General features: G+C 73.9%; 12 protein-coding genes. All 12 read right to left on the reverse strand.

The annotated features are described in order from the left end of the window. Position 1: 1 nt before the first annotated feature. The 12 genes from H1A17_RS02820 to H1A17_RS02875 all read right to left on the reverse strand — a co-directional run bounded on the left by H1A17_RS02820 (position 2) and on the right by H1A17_RS02875 (position 15,349). Positions 2-673 (reverse strand): TRM11 family methyltransferase, encoded by a 672-nt coding sequence (locus H1A17_RS02820; RefSeq protein WP_145919435.1) that lies wholly within the window; start codon positions 671-673, stop codon positions 2-4. Next, positions 673-2,058 carry an MFS transporter gene (locus H1A17_RS02825; protein ID WP_309236685.1) on the reverse strand — a complete coding sequence of 462 codons (1,386 nt, stop codon included), beginning with the start codon at positions 2,056-2,058 and terminating at the stop codon, positions 673-675. The genes H1A17_RS02820 and H1A17_RS02825 overlap by 1 nt, the downstream gene beginning before the upstream one ends. After that, complete coding sequence (locus tag H1A17_RS02830; protein WP_194820994.1) at positions 2,055-3,317, reverse strand: ATP-grasp domain-containing protein; 1,263 nt, start codon at positions 3,315-3,317, stop codon at positions 2,055-2,057. Before H1A17_RS02830 ends, H1A17_RS02825 begins: the two co-directional genes overlap by 4 nt. Further along, a complete protein-coding gene (locus H1A17_RS02835) occupies positions 3,318-4,607 on the reverse strand; it encodes an ATP-grasp domain-containing protein (protein WP_145919433.1) in 1,290 nt (429 codons plus the stop codon). Positions 4,608-4,636: 29 nt separating this feature from the next. After that, entirely contained in the window at positions 4,637-5,599 is a 963-nt protein-coding gene (gene cysK, locus H1A17_RS02840; RefSeq protein ID WP_194820995.1) for a cysteine synthase A, read from the reverse strand. Between the two features lie 32 nt (positions 5,600-5,631). Next, positions 5,632-5,856, reverse strand: a complete 225-nt coding sequence (locus H1A17_RS02845) for a tautomerase family protein (RefSeq protein ID WP_145919431.1) — start codon at positions 5,854-5,856, stop codon at positions 5,632-5,634. 27 nt (positions 5,857-5,883) lie between these two features. Next, entirely contained in the window at positions 5,884-6,942 is a 1,059-nt protein-coding gene (locus H1A17_RS02850; protein ID WP_309236686.1) for a nitronate monooxygenase, read from the reverse strand. Further along, positions 6,939-8,369, reverse strand: a complete 1,431-nt coding sequence (gene pcaB, locus H1A17_RS02855) for a 3-carboxy-cis,cis-muconate cycloisomerase (protein WP_194820997.1) — start codon at positions 8,367-8,369, stop codon at positions 6,939-6,941. Before pcaB ends, H1A17_RS02850 begins: the two co-directional genes overlap by 4 nt. Further along, positions 8,366-10,300, reverse strand: coding sequence for an FAD/NAD(P)-binding domain-containing protein (locus H1A17_RS02860; protein WP_194820998.1), 1,935 nt, complete (start codon positions 10,298-10,300; stop codon positions 8,366-8,368). Before H1A17_RS02860 ends, pcaB begins: the two co-directional genes overlap by 4 nt. Continuing rightward, complete coding sequence (gene pabB, locus H1A17_RS02865) at positions 10,287-12,368, reverse strand: aminodeoxychorismate synthase component I (protein WP_145919428.1); 2,082 nt, start codon at positions 12,366-12,368, stop codon at positions 10,287-10,289. The genes H1A17_RS02860 and pabB overlap by 14 nt, the downstream gene beginning before the upstream one ends. 45 nt (positions 12,369-12,413) lie before the next feature. Continuing rightward, positions 12,414-13,628 carry a 3-deoxy-7-phosphoheptulonate synthase gene (locus tag H1A17_RS02870; RefSeq protein ID WP_194820999.1) on the reverse strand — a complete coding sequence of 405 codons (1,215 nt, stop codon included), beginning with the start codon at positions 13,626-13,628 and terminating at the stop codon, positions 12,414-12,416. Between the two features lie 182 nt (positions 13,629-13,810). After that, positions 13,811-15,349: a PLP-dependent aminotransferase family protein gene (locus tag H1A17_RS02875; protein WP_145919426.1), complete on the reverse strand. Its 1,539-nt coding sequence runs from the start codon at positions 15,347-15,349 to the stop codon at positions 13,811-13,813. Between the last annotated feature and the right edge of the window lie 71 nt (positions 15,350-15,420).

Raw genomic sequence — 15,420 nt, forward strand, 5'->3', positions numbered from 1 at the left:
GCTACCGTTTCCGCGCGACGAGCAGGTACTCGTGCGCCCGGTTGTTGACCATCGGGTCCCCGTCGGTGACCGGGCGCGGGTAGAGGTGGATGCGCTCGTCGCCGAGGGTGAGGTGACCGCCCAGCACCCGGCCGACGTCCCACGCCAGCGGCACGAACCGGTCGGCGACCCGCCGGTTCTGCACCGCGACGACCGCGTACGCGCCCCGCTTGAGCACCCGGGCCAGCGCGTGGAAGGCGTGGTCGAGGGCGGTCAGGTAGGCGGAGTAGTCGCGCAGCGCGTAGAACTGGCCGTCGACCGGGGAGTCGGCGTCGAGCGCGGTGCCGAAGTAGGGCAGGTCGGTGACGAGGAAGTCGACGCTGCGGTCGGGCACCGGGGGCCGGCGCGCGTCGCCGCAGATCATCACCTGGTCGGGGTACGCCTCCAGGCGGTGCGCCGCCTGCTTGGCCCGGTCCGGGGAGATCTCCAGGCCGATGCCGCGCCGGCCGGTGACCGAGGCCGCCACGAGGCTGGTCCCCCAGCCGGCGAACGGGTCGAACACCAGGTCCCCCGGCCTGCTGAACTCGGTGATCAGGGGGGCGATCTGACTCACCCAGCCGCACTGGCCGGCGGCGGCCGGCGGCGCGTGCCGCGGATCGTCGCCGGTGAGGACCACCCAGCTGGCAACTCCCATCAGTGACTCTCCCTGACTCGTACGAGGTCGGCGTCGCGACCGTCGGAGGAACCGGCGGCGGGTGCGCCACCGGGCGGGTCGGCGGCGGTCGGACCGCCGGGCGGGTCGGTGGCGGGGTCGCCGTGGGGTCCGGTGTCCCCGAACGACGGCGGGGTGGGCCCGGTCGCCTCCGGCGGGGGCGACGGTCGGACCGCCGCCGGGGGCAGGTGGGGTTCGAGGCGCAGCACGCCGACCGCCGACACCACCACACCGGCCGCCAGCACGAGCCACATCCCGGTCGGCGACAGCGACAGCAGCGCGGTCAGCACCGCCGGCGCCAACGCGCCCGGCACCGCCCAGGACAGCTGGTAGACGGCGAGGTGCCGGCCCCGGGTCTGCTCGGGGGCCGCGTTGACCACCAGCGCGGACGCGGTCGCCCCGTGCAGGAGTTCCCCGACGGTGAACAGCGCGGTCGCGGCGAACACACCGGCCAGCAGGACCGCGCCGCCGGCCGTCGCGCCGAGCACCGCGAACGACACGAACGACAGCCCGAACACGCCGGCCCCGGCCGCCACGGCCCGCGACCGGCGGAACCGGGTCAACGCCCGGGTGACCGGGATCTGCGCCACCGCGATGCCGATGGTGTTCACCGCGTAGAGCGCGCCGACGAGCGAGGCCGGCTGCCCCAGGTGCAGGGTGACGTAGACGGGCAGGCTCACCGCCAGCACCATGTAGCCGAACGCGGTCGGCACGTTGAGCAGGGTGAGGGCGAGGAACGGGCGGTTACGGGCCACCAGCCGGTAGCCCCGGCCCCGCGCCGCCCGGGGGGTGCCGCCGCCGGGCCGGCGGTGCACGGGGATCGCGCGGATCAGCCCGGCCGCGACGGTGAAGGCGACGGCGCTGGTCAGCACGATCACGGTGAACGCCTGGTCGGCCCGCACCGTGAGGGCCGCCCCGGCGAGCAGGCCGCCCGCGCCGAGGCCGGCGTTGCGCAGGCTCCGTTGCGCGGCGATCAGCTTGTCCCGGGCGCTGCCGCTGGCGATCTCGGCGACCAGCGAGTGCACCGACGGGGAGAACGACACGTCGCCGAACGCCACCACCAGCACCGCCAGGAACAGCGGCCCCGCCGAGTCGACCAGCGGATAGCAGGCGAAGGCGGCGGCGCGCAGCAGGTAGCCGCCCACCACCACGGCCCGCGCGCCGAACCGGTCGACGAGCACCCCGGTCAGCGGGTTGGCGATCAGGCCGAGCACCGCCGCCGCGCTGACGATCGCGCCGACCCGTCCCACGGACAGGCCGGTGCTGTGCTGGAAGTAGATCAGCGACAGCGGCAGGTACATGCCGCTGCCGGTGGCGTCGATCACCATCGCCGCCATGTAGCGGGCCTGGACTCCCCGGCCGGTCACGACGCCTCCCCGATCTGGATCTGCGCGGCGACCCGGTCGCCGAGCCGGCGTAGCCGCGCCTCGCACTCGGCCCGGGTCGGGGCGGCGGCGACGGCGGCGGTGAGGAAGTCGGCCGACCCGGCGGCCGGGGGGATCACCTGCCCGGGTCGGGCCCAGCACCAGAACCGGCGGACCCAGGGCTCGGTCGGCGGGGTGGGCACCGTACGGACCAGTCCGGGACGTTTCATCATCAGTAGCTGGCCGGACATGCTGCGCGGTCGCGGGCGGGCGTCGCCGGCGGGCCGGTCCAGCGCCGGTACGGGCAGCCCCAACTGGGTACGCAGCTCCGCCTCCGCCAGGTTGACACCGAACATCACCTCGAACACCTCGCGGATCTTCGCCCCGCCGCTGCGGCAGGCGATCTCGCAGAGCACGAGCCGGTCGTCGGGGGTGTGGAACACCTCCGCGTGGAAGGCGTGGTCGGTGAGCCCGCCGGGTGAGCGGGTGAGGGCGGCCAGCACCCGGTCGACGAGGTCGAGCAGCCGCCCGGTGAGCGGGTCGTCCGGGTCGAGGGTGACGTCGATACGCGGGCCGGGGTCGCTGCCGAACGAGGCGAGGTCGTACTGGTACTGCGACGGCCAGGCCAGCACGGTGCGGCCGGCCCGGACGAACCCGTCGACGTGGCACATCCGGCCGGGCACGAACCGCTCGACGAGGAGGTCGTCGCGGTCGCCGTCCCGGTACAGCTCGTCCAGGTGGGTGCGCAGCTCCCCGGCGGAGCGGACGATGCGCAACCCGATGGAGTTGTAGCCGGCCCGCTGCTTGAGCACCACCGGGTACCCGTGGTCGGCCGCGAACGCCCGTACCTGCTCCGCCGTGGCCGCCAGGGTGTGCGGAGCCACCTCGATGCCGGCGGCAGCCGCCCGGCGCTTCATCAGCAGCTTGTCGCGGAACGGCCGGATGTCGGCGGGCCGGGGGCCCGGCAGCCCCCAGCGTGCCCGCAGGTCGGCGGCGAGTTCCAGGTCCGCCTCGTGCAGGGCGACGACGTGCCGGGGCCGGTGGCGGGCGGCGAGCGCGGTGGCGCGGGCCGCCACGTCCCGGTCGTAGTGGTCGAGCACCTCCAGGTGGGCCAGGCCCAGGGTGTCGGTCGGGACCTGCTCGCCGAAGGACTCGATCTTGTCGCGGGCGGCGAGCACCACCGCCGGCTGGTCGTGGTCGGCCAGCCAGTCCCGGTACGGGAACGGCTCCAGCGGATTGCGGTGCAGGATCAGCACGCTCACCTACCCCACCGCCCCGGTCAGCTGGTGCACCTCGGCGACCCGGGCGAGGTGCACCGCACCCCGGTCGTCGCGGATGCGGATGCGGATGAACTCGTCGACGATCCGGGCGCCCCGCTCGGCGGCGGCGGCGACGGTGGGGCCGGTGACGGCGACCAGGCCGAGCCGGTCCCAGTTGTCCCGCAGCGGGCGCACCTCGTCGCCGGGCCGGGCGCTGATCCGGACCGCCAGCACGTCGGGCTGGCCGGCCGCCTCCTGCACCCCCTCGACGGACAGCACCCGGCCGGGCGGGCCGACGACGGCACGCACGCAGCCCGCACCCCGGGGCGCGGGGCTGTCCGGCAACGGGTCGACCAAGCGGAACGGCCAGCCGACGGCGAGCCGGTCCAGGTCGATGCCGTAGACCGCGCGGACCAGTTCGGGGATGGCGTCGCCACCGTAGCGGTGGTGGCTCTCGATGATGCGGGCCCGGGTGCCGCTGAGGCGGACCTCGGTGTGGCAGGGGCCGTCGGTGAAGCCCAGGTGGTCGAGGAAGGTGCCGACGCACTCGCCGACCCGGTCCCAGGCGTCCTCGGTCAGCCGGGCCGGCACGGCGTGGCCGAGTTCGGCGAAGTGGCCCGGGTCGGTCATCTTCTCGGTGATCGTGACGACCACGTGCCGGCCGGCGAAGCTGAACGTCTCGACGCTGAACTCCCGGCCGTGGACGTACTCCTCCATCAGGAAGTCGTCGAGCACCAGCAGGGTGGACACCCGGTCGGTGCGGGTGCCCCGCAACCGGCACACCTGCTCCCACACGGCCTCGTGCCCGGACGGGTCGTCGACCCGGAACACCCCGATGCTGGCGGTGGCGGCGGTCGGCTTCACCACGAACGGGTACCCGTGCCGCAGGCCGAAGGCGTGCAGGTCGTCGAAGTCGCGCAGGGGCGCCGCCGCGACCGCCTCGGCGTCGCGGCGTACCAGGTGGCGGCGCATGGCCAGCTTGTCCCGGAACCGGCGGGACACCGGGTACGTGGTGCCGTCGAGGCCGAGCAGGTCACGGGCGCGGGCCGCGATGTCCAGGCCCGGCTCGGTCAGCGACACCACCTGGTCGATGCGCCACCGCTGGTGCAGCCGGGTCACGACCGGCGCGGTCAGCGTCCAGTCGGTGTAGTCCAGCACCTCCACGACGTCGGCCACCTGCCGCTGCCGTTCGGTGATCTTGGTGGGGTGCTGGAGCAGCAGCACCCGCAGACCGAGTTCCTTCGCCGCGACGGCGGTGTCGTCGACGCCACCGACGACAAGCAGTGTCCTCACGGGACCGTCCCCTCCGAATCTCCGGCGTCTCACGGACGCTCCGACCACATGCTCAGGTAGCGCTCCCCGGTGTCGGGGAGGATGACGACGATCCGCTTGTCGACGCTGCTGCGCCGGCGGGCCACCCGCAGCGCCACGTGCGTCGCCGCCCCGGAGGACACCCCGGCGAGGACCCCGACACGGCGGGCCAGCCAGCGGCTCGTGTCCGCCGCCTCGTCGTCGGTGACGGTGACGACCTCGTCGATCAGGTCCAGATCGGTGGTGGGCGCGACGAACCCGCCGTTGAAGCCGGGGATGGCGTGGGTCCCGGCCGTACCCCCGGACAGCAGCGGCGAACCCGCCGGCTCCACCGCGACCGCCAGCAGCGCCGGGTTGCGGTCCTTGAGATAGCCGGCGGTGCCGCTGAGCGTGCCGCCGGTGCCGACCCCGCAGACCAGGACGTCGACCTGACCGCCGGTGTCGGCCCAGATCTCCGGGCCGGTGGTCTCCCGGTGGGCCCGGGGATTGTCGTCGTTGTCGTGCTGCCGGACGAACCACGCGCCCGGCGTCATCGCGCAGATCTCCTCGGCCTTGTCGACCGCGCCCTGGTAGCGTGCCTCGCGTGGGGTCAGCACCACGTCGGCGCCGAAGCGGCGCAGCAGGCCGATCCGCTCCGGGGTGGCGTTGTCCGGCAGCACGATGATGCACCGGTGCCCGCGCGCCGCACACAACGCGGCCAACGCGATCCCGGTGTTGCCCGACGTCGCCTCCACGACGACGCCGCCGGGGCGCAGCCGCCCGTCGGCCTCCGCCGCGCGGAGCATGTAGAGCGCCGCGCGGTCCTTCACGCTGGCGGCCGGGTTGGCGCACTCCAGCTTCGCCAGCACGTCGGCGCCGGGCGCCCGGTGCGCGACGGGCAGGCGCAGCAGCGGTGTGTTGCCGACGAGATCGTCGATGCCGTCGGCGATGCTGGGTAACGGTCTCGGTGCGAGGGTACGGGTCGGCTGCGCCATGACGGTCTCCACCTCCTCAAGGGGCCGGGGCGTCAGTAGTTCGGCACCTTGCGCAGCAGGTGCTGCCGTTCGACGATCTCCGGCTGGTAGACCTGCGCCTGCCAGCGCTGCTCCTCCACCGGTTCCAGGGCGATGGACACCACGTTCGGGCTGCACCCGAAGGCGGCGGTGACCGCCTCGGTCAGCTCGTCGACGAGTTGCTGCTCGGTGTCCCGGTGCAGGTCGACCGGGAAAAACTTGATGTTGATGTGCGGCATCGGGTCCTCCTGGGGGGAATTGACGGGTCAACGGGGTACGGGACGCGGCGGGGTCGCGGCGGCCACGGCGGCGGCGAGGCGGGTGACCACCCGCCCGGCGGGTTCCGGCCGGGCGGACCGGTAGCCCGTGCCGGCCCAGAGCGCCATCTGCTCGGCGTCGCCGCGTGCCGCCGCCGCCACCCGCAACGGTTTGGTCAGGTGGTGGACCTGCGGGTAGGCGGCGGGGGCCAGCGCGTCGAAGGCGTCGACGAACCGGTTGCGCAGCCCCCGCGCCGGTCGGCCCGAGAAGGCCCGGGTGACGACGGTGCCGGGCCGGCCGGGGTCGGTCAGCGCGGCCCGGTACGCCGGATGGGTGCCGGCCTGCGGGGTCAGCAGCAGGGCGGTGCCGACCTGCACCGCCGACGCGCCGGCCGCGACCACCGCGTCGACCTGCGCCGGGCCGGTGATCCCCCCGGCGGCGATCAGCGGCACCGCGACGGCCCGCCGGACCGTCCCGACCAGTTCGGCCGTGCCCGGCTGCGGGTCGGGACGGAGGTCCGGGGTGAAGCTCGCCCGGTGCCCGCCGGCGTCGGCGCTCTGCACGCAGAGCGCGTCGGCCCCGGCCGCGACGGCCACCAGCGCCTCCGTGACATCGGTGACCGTGACGACGACCTGCGACCCGGCGGCGTGCAGCCGGTCGACGACCGCCCGGGACGGGCAGCCGAAGGTGAAGCTGACCACCGGCACCCGCGCGGCGAGCAGCACCTCGATCTTGTCGGTGAAGTGGTCGGTGTCCCGCTCGGGCGGCTCGGGCAGGGTCACCCCCCACCGGGTGGCCCCGGGCAGCAACGCCTGCCGGAACCGGGCGACGGCGGCCCGGTCCACCGGCCGGGACTCCGGCACGAAGACGTTGACCCCGAACGGTGCGGTGGTGCTGCGACGGACCTGGTCGATGTCGGCGGCCAGGTCCGCCGGCCGGAGGTAACCGGCGGCCAGGAAACCGAGCCCCCCGGCGTCGCCGACGGCCGCGACGAGGGCGGGCGTGCTGACTCCCCCCGCCATCGGCGCGCCGACCACCGGACGCGCCAGGGGGCCCGGCCCGCTCACGGCCGCCGGCCCTCGGTCGCGAAGGCCGACCGCGCGCCGACCGTGCGGTGCCGGTGCAGCACCCGGTCCACCAGCAGGTCGGCGGCGCCGACGTAGTGGGCCGGGTCGAGCAGGCTGGCGACCTCGGCCGGGTCGAGGACGGCGGTGACCCGGGGATCGGCCGCCACCAGGTCGCGCAGCGGCTGCCCGGTCTGCACCGCCCGGCCGGTCAGGGTGGTCAGCAGCTCCTTCGCCACCGCCTTGCCGAGCAGCGGGGCGAGCCGCACGGCCAACCGCTCCGAGGCCATGAACTCCCCGGCGAGGTCGAGGTTGGCGCGCATCCGGCCGGGGAACACCGTCAGCCCGGCGGCCAGCTCGGCCGCCGCGTCGGCGGCCCCGCCGGCCAGCCGCAACGCCTCCCGGAACGGCTGCCACTCGGCGTGCCAGGCGCCGCCGGGGCGTTCGTCCTCGGCGACGAGGCAGTGCGCGACGGTCGCGGCGAGCAGCGGCAACTGGGTGGCCGCCGCCCGGATCCGGGTCGCCAGCACCGGGTTGCGTTTGTGCGGCATCGCCGAGGACACCCCGCGTCCCGGGCCGGTCGGCTCGGCCAGCTCCCCGATCTCGGTACGCGCCATGACCTGCACGTCCGCCGCCATCGCGCCGAGCACGCCGGTGGTGAGGCCCAGCACGCCCGCGACGGCGTGCAGGGGCGTACGCACGGTGTGCCAGGGCGCGTGCGGCTCGGCCAGGGACAGTTCGGCGGCGAAGGCGTGGATCAGCTTCTCGGCGTAGCCGTCGTCGGTGTCCCCGGCCAGCCGGGCGAACTCCAGGTATGCGCCGAGGGTGCCGGCGGCCCCGCCGAGCTGCACCGGCAGCCCCTCGGCGAGCAGGGCGTGGATCGCCTGCCGCGCGTCGAGGACGCCGGAGAGCCAGGTCGCCGCCTTCAGGCCGAACGTGGTCGGCACGGCGTGCTGGGTCAGGGTCCGGCCGGCGAGCGGCGTGCCCCGGTGCCGGTCGGCGAGGGTGGCCAGCGCGTCGGCGGTGGCGGCCAGGTCCGCGTCGATGACCCGCAACGCCCGCTCCGCCACCAGGATCAGCGCGGTGTCCAGGATGTCCTGGCTGGTGGAGCCGCGGTGCACGTACTCCGCGGCGGCCGGGTCCAGCGCCGTTACCAGGTCGGTGAGCGCGGCGACCACCGCGACCACCGGGTTGGCCGTCTCGGTCGCCCGGCGGGCCACCGCGTCGAGGTCGATCCGGCGGGCGTCGGCGACGGCGGTGATGGTGTCCGCGTGTTCCCGGGGCACCACCCCCAGCCGGGCCTGGGCCCGCACCAGGGCGGCCTCCGCGTCGAGCATCGCCTGTAGGACCGCCCGGTCCCGGACGGCGTTCTCGATGCTCCGGTCGGCGCTGCTGGGGCTGAGCAGCCCGTGGTCGAAGCCTTCGGTCATGTCGTCACCGCTCCCGTCGTGGTGGCCGCCTGCGCGGTGAGGGCGAGCACCGACAGGCTGATCGCGTCCGCGTCGCCGAGCATCACCGAGTTGACGCCCGGCCGCGCGCCCGCCGCGGTGGCCCAGTGTGCGCCCTCGGTGGGCACCCCGAACACGAACCGCCGGGCGTGTCGCTCGCCGGCGGCCGACACCGGGTGGAACGGCCGGCCGGTCACCGCCAGGCCGCCGGTGACGTGCGGCTCGGCCTCCCGGTCGGGCACCACGTGCGGCGCGCAGGACCGGTGCGCGAGCATCCAGCCGAGCAACGGATCGGCGGTACGCCGCAGGTCCACCTCCGGCAGCCGCGCCTCGATCATGGCGGTCACCACGTCCCGGCTCCCCGGCGTCCGGGGCGACTCGACGAGGAACCCGGCCCGCTCGGGGTACGGCGTCACCCGCATCTCGGCCCCGACGACCCGCAGCACCCCGGCGCGGATGAGCGCGGCCAGCTGCTCGACCCGGTGGGCCGGCGGTCCGATGCTGAGGAAGGCGTTCATCGGGGTGTACCAGCGGTCCAGGTGCTCGCGGTGCGAGGCGCCCCGCAGACCGCCGTGGTCGACGGCGAGTCGGACCTCGTTGCGCAGGTCGCGCAGGACGTCCATGGCCGCCTTGAGCGGGCCGCTGACGTTCCCCTCGTCCGCCGTGCGGGCGTCCTCGTCGAGGTAGCGCAGCATCCACTCCTGCAACGCCGCCGACCCGGTGAAGGTCTCCTCGCGGGCCGGGTCCAGCACCGTGTCCCAGTCCCACCGCTCGGTGATCCCGTAGCGCTGGCGGATCTCCTCCTCCCGCGCGTCGCGCCGGGGCGTCTGGAGGTACTCGGCCTCGAACCGGCGGGCCTTGCCGCGGCAGCCGGCCCGGCGCAGCACCGCCACGTAGAAGGCGGTCTCCACCTCCTTGGCGATCAGCGGCCACAGGTCGGTCATGAAGTCCATCGCGACGCCGTCCCGGGCCGCGCGCAGCCGCTCGACCAGCGCGACGGTGAGCACCCGCGGCTCGTGCCGCCCGTGTGCGCCCTTCTCGTTGCGGCCCCGGGCCCGGTACGGGATGCCGCGCCGGGAGCCGGCCAGCAGCTGCGGCTCCAACCCGGACGGCAGGTAGGTCAACCGGCCGTCGTCGGCGCGGACGTAGCGGCCGGCGCGGCCCTCGGTGAGCAGCGCCAGGTAGTCGAAGAAGCAGAGCCCGAGCCCGCGCAGCAGGGTGGGTTCGCCGGGCCGCACCATCGACAGGTCCACGTCGGCCGGGTTGGCCGGCAGGATGTACGTCAGCCCCCGCTCGACGGCGAACTCGGCGAGCGTCTGCTCCTGCGCGGTCGGGGTGACCGGGTAGTGGCCCTGCGCCAGCACCACCGCGTCCAGGCCGGGGAGCCGGTCGCCGGTCTGCAACTGCACGCACTGCCGGCCGTCGGACTCGTCCCACAGCGCGACGGCGACCGTGGCGTGGGCGCGGACGCTGACGTTCGCCGGCGCGGTGCCGACCACCCGCCGGTAGACCCAGGCGAGGTAGTGGCCGAACAGCCGGCGGGTGGAGTAGGTGTCGGGCCCCACCGCGCGCAGCTCCTCGGCGACGTCGGCCGGGAACTGGCCGAGGTCGCCCATCAGCACCTGGAACCGGGCCCACTCGTAGAGGCTGGGGCCCTCGCTGAGGCGGCCGGCCATCTCCACGGTCGGGTCGGTGAACACGGTCACCTGGGAGGCCACGGTGTTCATCAGCAGCCGGTCGGACTGGTCGGCCCGCCACACCCGGCCCGCCCCCGGCGGGTACGGGTCGACGACGTCGATGCGTACCCGCCGGTCGGGGTCGGCGGCGGCGTTGCTGACCAGGCGCTCCAGCACACAGAGCCCACGCGGCCCCATGCCGACGATGCACACCGACAGCGGATCACTGGTAGACATCGACGTCCTCCCGGTAGCCGCCGCTGAGCAGCGCGCGCAACGGGGCGGCGGCCTTCAGCAGCATCTCGTCGAACTCCCCCTCCGGATCGGAGTCGAGGATGATGGCCCCGCCCGCGCCGACCCGCATGCCGTCGCCGGACAGCACCGCGGTGCGGATCACGATGTTCAGGTCGGCGGTGCCGTTGCAGCTCAGGAAGCCCAGCGAGCCGGAGTAGATGCCCCGGGCGGTGGTCTCCAGCCCGTCGATGATCTCCAGCGTCCGCAGCTTCGGCGCCCCGGTCATCGAGCCGCCGGGGAAGCACGCCTCGACGCAGTCGACGGCGCTGGCCTCGGCCCGCAGCCGGCCCCGGATGGTCGAGACGAGCTGGTGCACGCTCGCGTACGACTCGGTCTGCATCAGCTTGGGGACGGTGACGCTGCCGACCTCGCACACCCGGCCGAGGTCGTTGCGGAGCAGGTCGACGATCATCAGGTTCTCGGCGCGGGTCTTGTCGCTGGTGGTCAGCTCGTCGCGCAGCGCCGCGTCGACCGTCGGGTCGGGGTGCCGGGGAGCGGTGCCCTTGATCGGCTTGGTCTCCACCACCCGGTCGGCGGTCAGCCGCAGGAAGCGCTCCGGGGAGGAGCAGGCCACCTCGATGTCGCCCAGCCGCAGGTAGGCCGAGTAGGGCGCGGGGTTGTACCGGCGCATGGCCCGGTAGAAGGCGAACCCGTCGCGGGGGCGCGGCAGGCGCAGCCCGTTGGTCAGGCAGATCTCGTAGCTCTCCCCGGCGACCAGTTCCCGCTTGCAGGCGGCGATGTCGGCCAGGTACTGCTCCCGGTCCCGTTCCAGCGACGCGACCAGCGAGGTGGTGTCGACCGGCGGCGGGGTGAGCGGGGTGACCGGTCCCGCCTCGGGGATGGCGGTGAGCTGCTCGGCGACGGTCTCGACCCAGTCCTGCGCCGCCTCGTCGCTGCCTTCGCTGCCGTCGGAGAGGGCCACCAGGTAGGTCTGCCGGTCCCGGTGGTCGACCGCGACGAACCGGTCGGCGAAGATCCAGTACGCGTCCGGGGTGTCGGCGCGGTGCGGCCCGGCGGCACCCAGGTCGCCCTTCAGCTCGTAGCCGAAGTAGCCGACGTAGCCGCAGGTCAGGTCGGTGGGCAGGGCCGACGAGTCGAGGTGGATGCCGGCCAGCCGCTGCTGGAGGTAGGACAGGATGGTGCCGGGCACCCGGGTCGGGGCGTCGGCCGCCGTGGCGACCTCGACCGCGCCGGTGCCGACGTCGTAGCGGACCACCTCGGACAGCGGCCCGGAGGCGTCGCCGAGGTAGGAGAAGCGGGACAGTCCCTCCTCGACCCGGGCGCTGTCCAGCCAGAAGGCGTGGGTCGAGTCCCGGAACAGCCGGGTGAACGCCTGCTCGGCGTCGGTCTCCCAGCCGAGGGTGCGCACGTGCAGCCGGTGCGTCGGCGCGGCGATGGGCGGCGGGGCGGCCACCTGGATGCTCTCCCGGGCCTGGTGGGCCCGGGTCAGGTCGCGGAAGTTGCCGAGCAGGGTCTGCCCGTACTCGGTGCAGATCGACTCGGGGTGGAACTGGAGCCCCCACATCGGCCGGTCCACGTGCCGCAGCCCCATGATCACCCCGTCCTCGGCCCAGGCGGTGGCGACCAGTTCCGGGGGCAGGTCCGACACGCACAGCGAGTGGTAGCGCACGGCGGTGAAGCGCTGCGGGATGCCGGTGAACAGGCCGTCCCCGTCGTGCGTGATCGACGCCAGGTGCCCGTGCCGGGGTACGGGCGCGGAGTGCACGGCCGCGCCGTGCCCCGAGGCGATGCCCTGGTGGCCCAGGCAGACGCCGAGCACCGGCACCGGGGATTCCGCGATGACCTGTGCGGAGAAGCCGAAGTCCTTCTCCCGGTCGGGCCGGCCGGGTCCGGGCGAGATGACCACGTTGTCGAACCGGCGCAGATCCAGGGTGGCCACGGCCGGGTCGTCGTGGCGGACGACGGTGGGCTCGACGCCGTTGACCACGGCGATGAGCTGGAACAGGTTGTAGGTGTAGGAGTCGTAGTTGTCGACCAGCAGGGTACGCACTGATGCCTCCTCCGCTCGGGTCACGAGGTGTGTGGGGACTGGTGTTCAGCGGTGCATCGCGGTGACGAGCGCGTCGACGACCGCGTCGGCCTGCTCGTGGTTGAGCCGCGGGTCGCACAGCGACCGGTAGGCGCGGCCGAGCTGGCTCTCGTCGACCACGCCCGCGCCGACGCACTCGGTGACGTCGTCCGCGGCGATCTCCAGGTGCAGGCCCGCCGGCTCCCGGCCGTGGCTGCGCAGCACCTCGACGAACGTGGTCAACTCGCCCACGATGGTGTCCAGGTGGCGGGTCTTCACCCCACCGGCACCGCGGACGGTGTTGCCGTGCATGGCGTCGCACATCCAGGCGACCGGGTGCCCGGCGTCGGCCACCGCCCGGACCAGGGCCGGCAGGTGGTCGGCGATCTGCCGGTGGCCCATCCGGCTGATCAGGGTGAGCCGGCCGGGCCGGCGGTGCGGGTCGAGCAGGGCGCAGATCCGCAGCACCTCGTCGACCGTGGCGCTGGGACCGACCTTGACCGCGACCGGGTTGCCGAGCCCCGCCAGGAAGTGCAGGTGGGCGCCGTCCACCGCGCGGGTGCGCTCACCCACCCAGGGCAGGTGCGTCGAGCGCAGGAACCACTCGCCGCTGGCCTCGTCGAGGCGGGTCAGCGCCTGCTCGTACTCGAGGATCAGCACCTCGTGGCTGGTCCGCACGCCGCCGCCGGAGCGGGCCAGCTCCGCCACCACCTGGCGGGCGGTGTAGTAGCAGGACAGCAGCCGGTACGGGTCGGCCTGGCGGGCGGTGGCGGTGGCCTCCGGCTCGTTGACCATCAGGCCGCGGAACACCGGCAGCAGTTGGCCGTCGACCGCTTCGAAGGGCTCCGAGCGGGGCTTGGCGAACTGGCCGGCGAGCCGTCCCACGCCGATGGTCGGGCGGCGCAGCTCACGGGCCAGGCGCTCGCCGAGGGCCGTGATGGCCCGGTGTTTGGCCCGTGCCGAGGTGGTGGCGGCCATGCCGAGCGGCTCGGCGCAGTCGCCGGCCTGGAGCACGAACGCCTCACCCACGCTGGCGCGGGCGATGTCCTCCCTCAGCCGCCTGATCTCCGCGACCTCGGTCAGCGCGGGCAGGCCGGACAGGTAGTCGGCGACAGCGTCGAGTTCGTCCCGGTCCGGCCAGGTCGGCTGCTGCGCGATGGGCAGCGTACGCCAACCGGCGGGGCTCCAGCTGTCGATGGTGGGCGCCTCGGGGCGCCGTACGAGAAGCCGTGGTGATGGCATGAAGTCTCTCCCCCTGTATTCTTCGGGGCGGCCCGGTCACCGAAGAAGGCGCCGCGATCCGGTACGGACCGTATAGGCGCAAGAGACGATTGGCACAGGGCCATGTTTGCCATCTCGCTAGTACCACTGGGATTGGCACCTGACTATTTGGCTACATGGACCTTTGGCCCCCGGCGAACGACTTATACGCTCTTCCTCAATGCCGCCCGGCTGTTCGAATGCGAACGACCGGTAAACTGCTCGACAACCGTCGTCAGGCGGGTCACGCCGGAGAGGATCTTCTCGGGTGGGGTGGCCGCGTAACCGAGGACCAGGCCCCGCCCGATGCCTTCGAGTTCGTCGCCGAACGACGACAGCGGATAGACCCGCAACCGCGCCTCCCGACCCAGCCGGGCCAGGCGTTGTTCGTCGGCGGTGTCGGGCAGGCTGGCGACCAGATGGGTGCCCCGTGGCGCGGTGTCGATCGTGACGAACCCGTCGAGCCGGCCCCGCAGCGCGCCGACGAGAATGTCGCCGCGTTCCCGGTAGACGTCACGCATTCGGCGTACGTGCCGGGCGAGGTGATTCGCCTCGATGAACTCCGCGAGCGCCGCCTGGGTGAGGATGTTGAGCGAGTTGACCGTCGCCCGCTGCACCTCGGTGACGATGTCGACCAGATCCGGCGGGACCACCAGATAGGCCAGGCACAGCCCGGGGAACAGCACCTTGCTGAAGGTCCCGACATAGATGACGCGCCCGTACTCGTCGCCCTGGTGCAGCGGCGGGCCGGGATTCTCCGCCCAGAACTCGCCGTCGTAGTCGTCCTCGATGATCCAGGCGTCGCGGTCCCGGGCCCAGGCGAGCACCTCGGCCCGACGGGCGGCGGACATCCGCACCGACAGGGGGAACTGGTTGTTGGGCGTCACCACGGCCATCCGCGCGTCCGGGTGGCGGGCCTGGCCCACGGCCACGCACATGCCCTCGGCGTCGACCGGGACGGGGCAGGTGTCCGCGCCGGCGGAGTGCAGGGCGCCCCGGATGGCCTGCAGGCCCGGGTCCTCGACCAGCACCTTCTCCCCCGGTTCGAGCAGGGTCAGGGCCATCACGTGCACGGCGATCTGGGCGCTCGGCTGGATGATCACCTGTTCCGGGGTGCACCGGACGCCCCGCATCAGCCCCAGCATGGCCGCGATGCCCTTGCGCAGCGGCCAGTAGCCGGCCGGGTCGCGGTGGGTGTAGAGGGCGCTGGTGAGCTGGTGCGACTTGCTGAACATGATCTGGCCCCAGACCTTCGACGGGAAGAGGTCCAGGGCGGGCATGCCGAGGGTGAACGGCCGGTCCGGGTAGCGCAGCTGGTCGTGCGCCGGGGTGAAGTAGGCCGCCGCCTCGGCCATCCGGCGGGCGGCCCGGGTGATCCGCAGGGGGGTCTTGGCGGCCGGCCGGGGCAGTTGGGACTCCATCTCCCGCACGCTCTGCCGGGTGGCCACCCGGGTGCCGGAACCCACCCGGCCGTCGAGGTAGCCCTCGGCGAGCAGCCGGTCGTAGGCCACCAGCACGGTGTTGCGGGAAACCCCCAACTCCTTGGCCAGGGTACGGGTGGCCGGCAGTCGGGTGCCCGGGGTGAGTTGACCCGCCTCGATGCTCCACCGTAACTGTTCGTACAACTGTTGGTAGAGCGGCGCCGATGAATGACGGTCGATGAGGAAACCGCTTCCCGGCAGGGCGGGAGACTCACGTGGCATGCATTTGTCCTTGCCCGATCGGGCGCGGCCGGGATTGCATGTGTGCCCGGCCGCGCTGACGATCCATCTCC

It is taken from the genome of Micromonospora sp. S-DT3-3-22 (genome assembly GCF_015354745.1).
In the GTDB taxonomy this organism is placed as follows: Bacteria; Actinomycetota; Actinomycetes; order Mycobacteriales; family Micromonosporaceae; genus Micromonospora; species Micromonospora wenchangensis.

Coding starts and splice junctions, on each gene's coding strand:
- H1A17_RS02870 (WP_194820999.1), bottom strand. CDS start 13,628: ATGCCATCACCACGGCTTCTCGTACGGCGCCCCGAGGCGCCCACCATC.
- H1A17_RS02860 (WP_194820998.1), bottom strand. CDS start 10,300: ATGTCTACCAGTGATCCGCTGTCGGTGTGCATCGTCGGCATGGGGCCG.
- cysK (WP_194820995.1), bottom strand. CDS start 5,599: ATGGCGCAGCCGACCCGTACCCTCGCACCGAGACCGTTACCCAGCATC.
- pcaB (WP_194820997.1), bottom strand. CDS start 8,369: ATGACCGAAGGCTTCGACCACGGGCTGCTCAGCCCCAGCAGCGCCGAC.
- H1A17_RS02875 (WP_145919426.1), bottom strand. CDS start 15,349: ATGCCACGTGAGTCTCCCGCCCTGCCGGGAAGCGGTTTCCTCATCGAC.
- H1A17_RS02845 (WP_145919431.1), bottom strand. CDS start 5,856: ATGCCGCACATCAACATCAAGTTTTTCCCGGTCGACCTGCACCGGGAC.
- H1A17_RS02820 (WP_145919435.1), bottom strand. CDS start 673: ATGGGAGTTGCCAGCTGGGTGGTCCTCACCGGCGACGATCCGCGGCAC.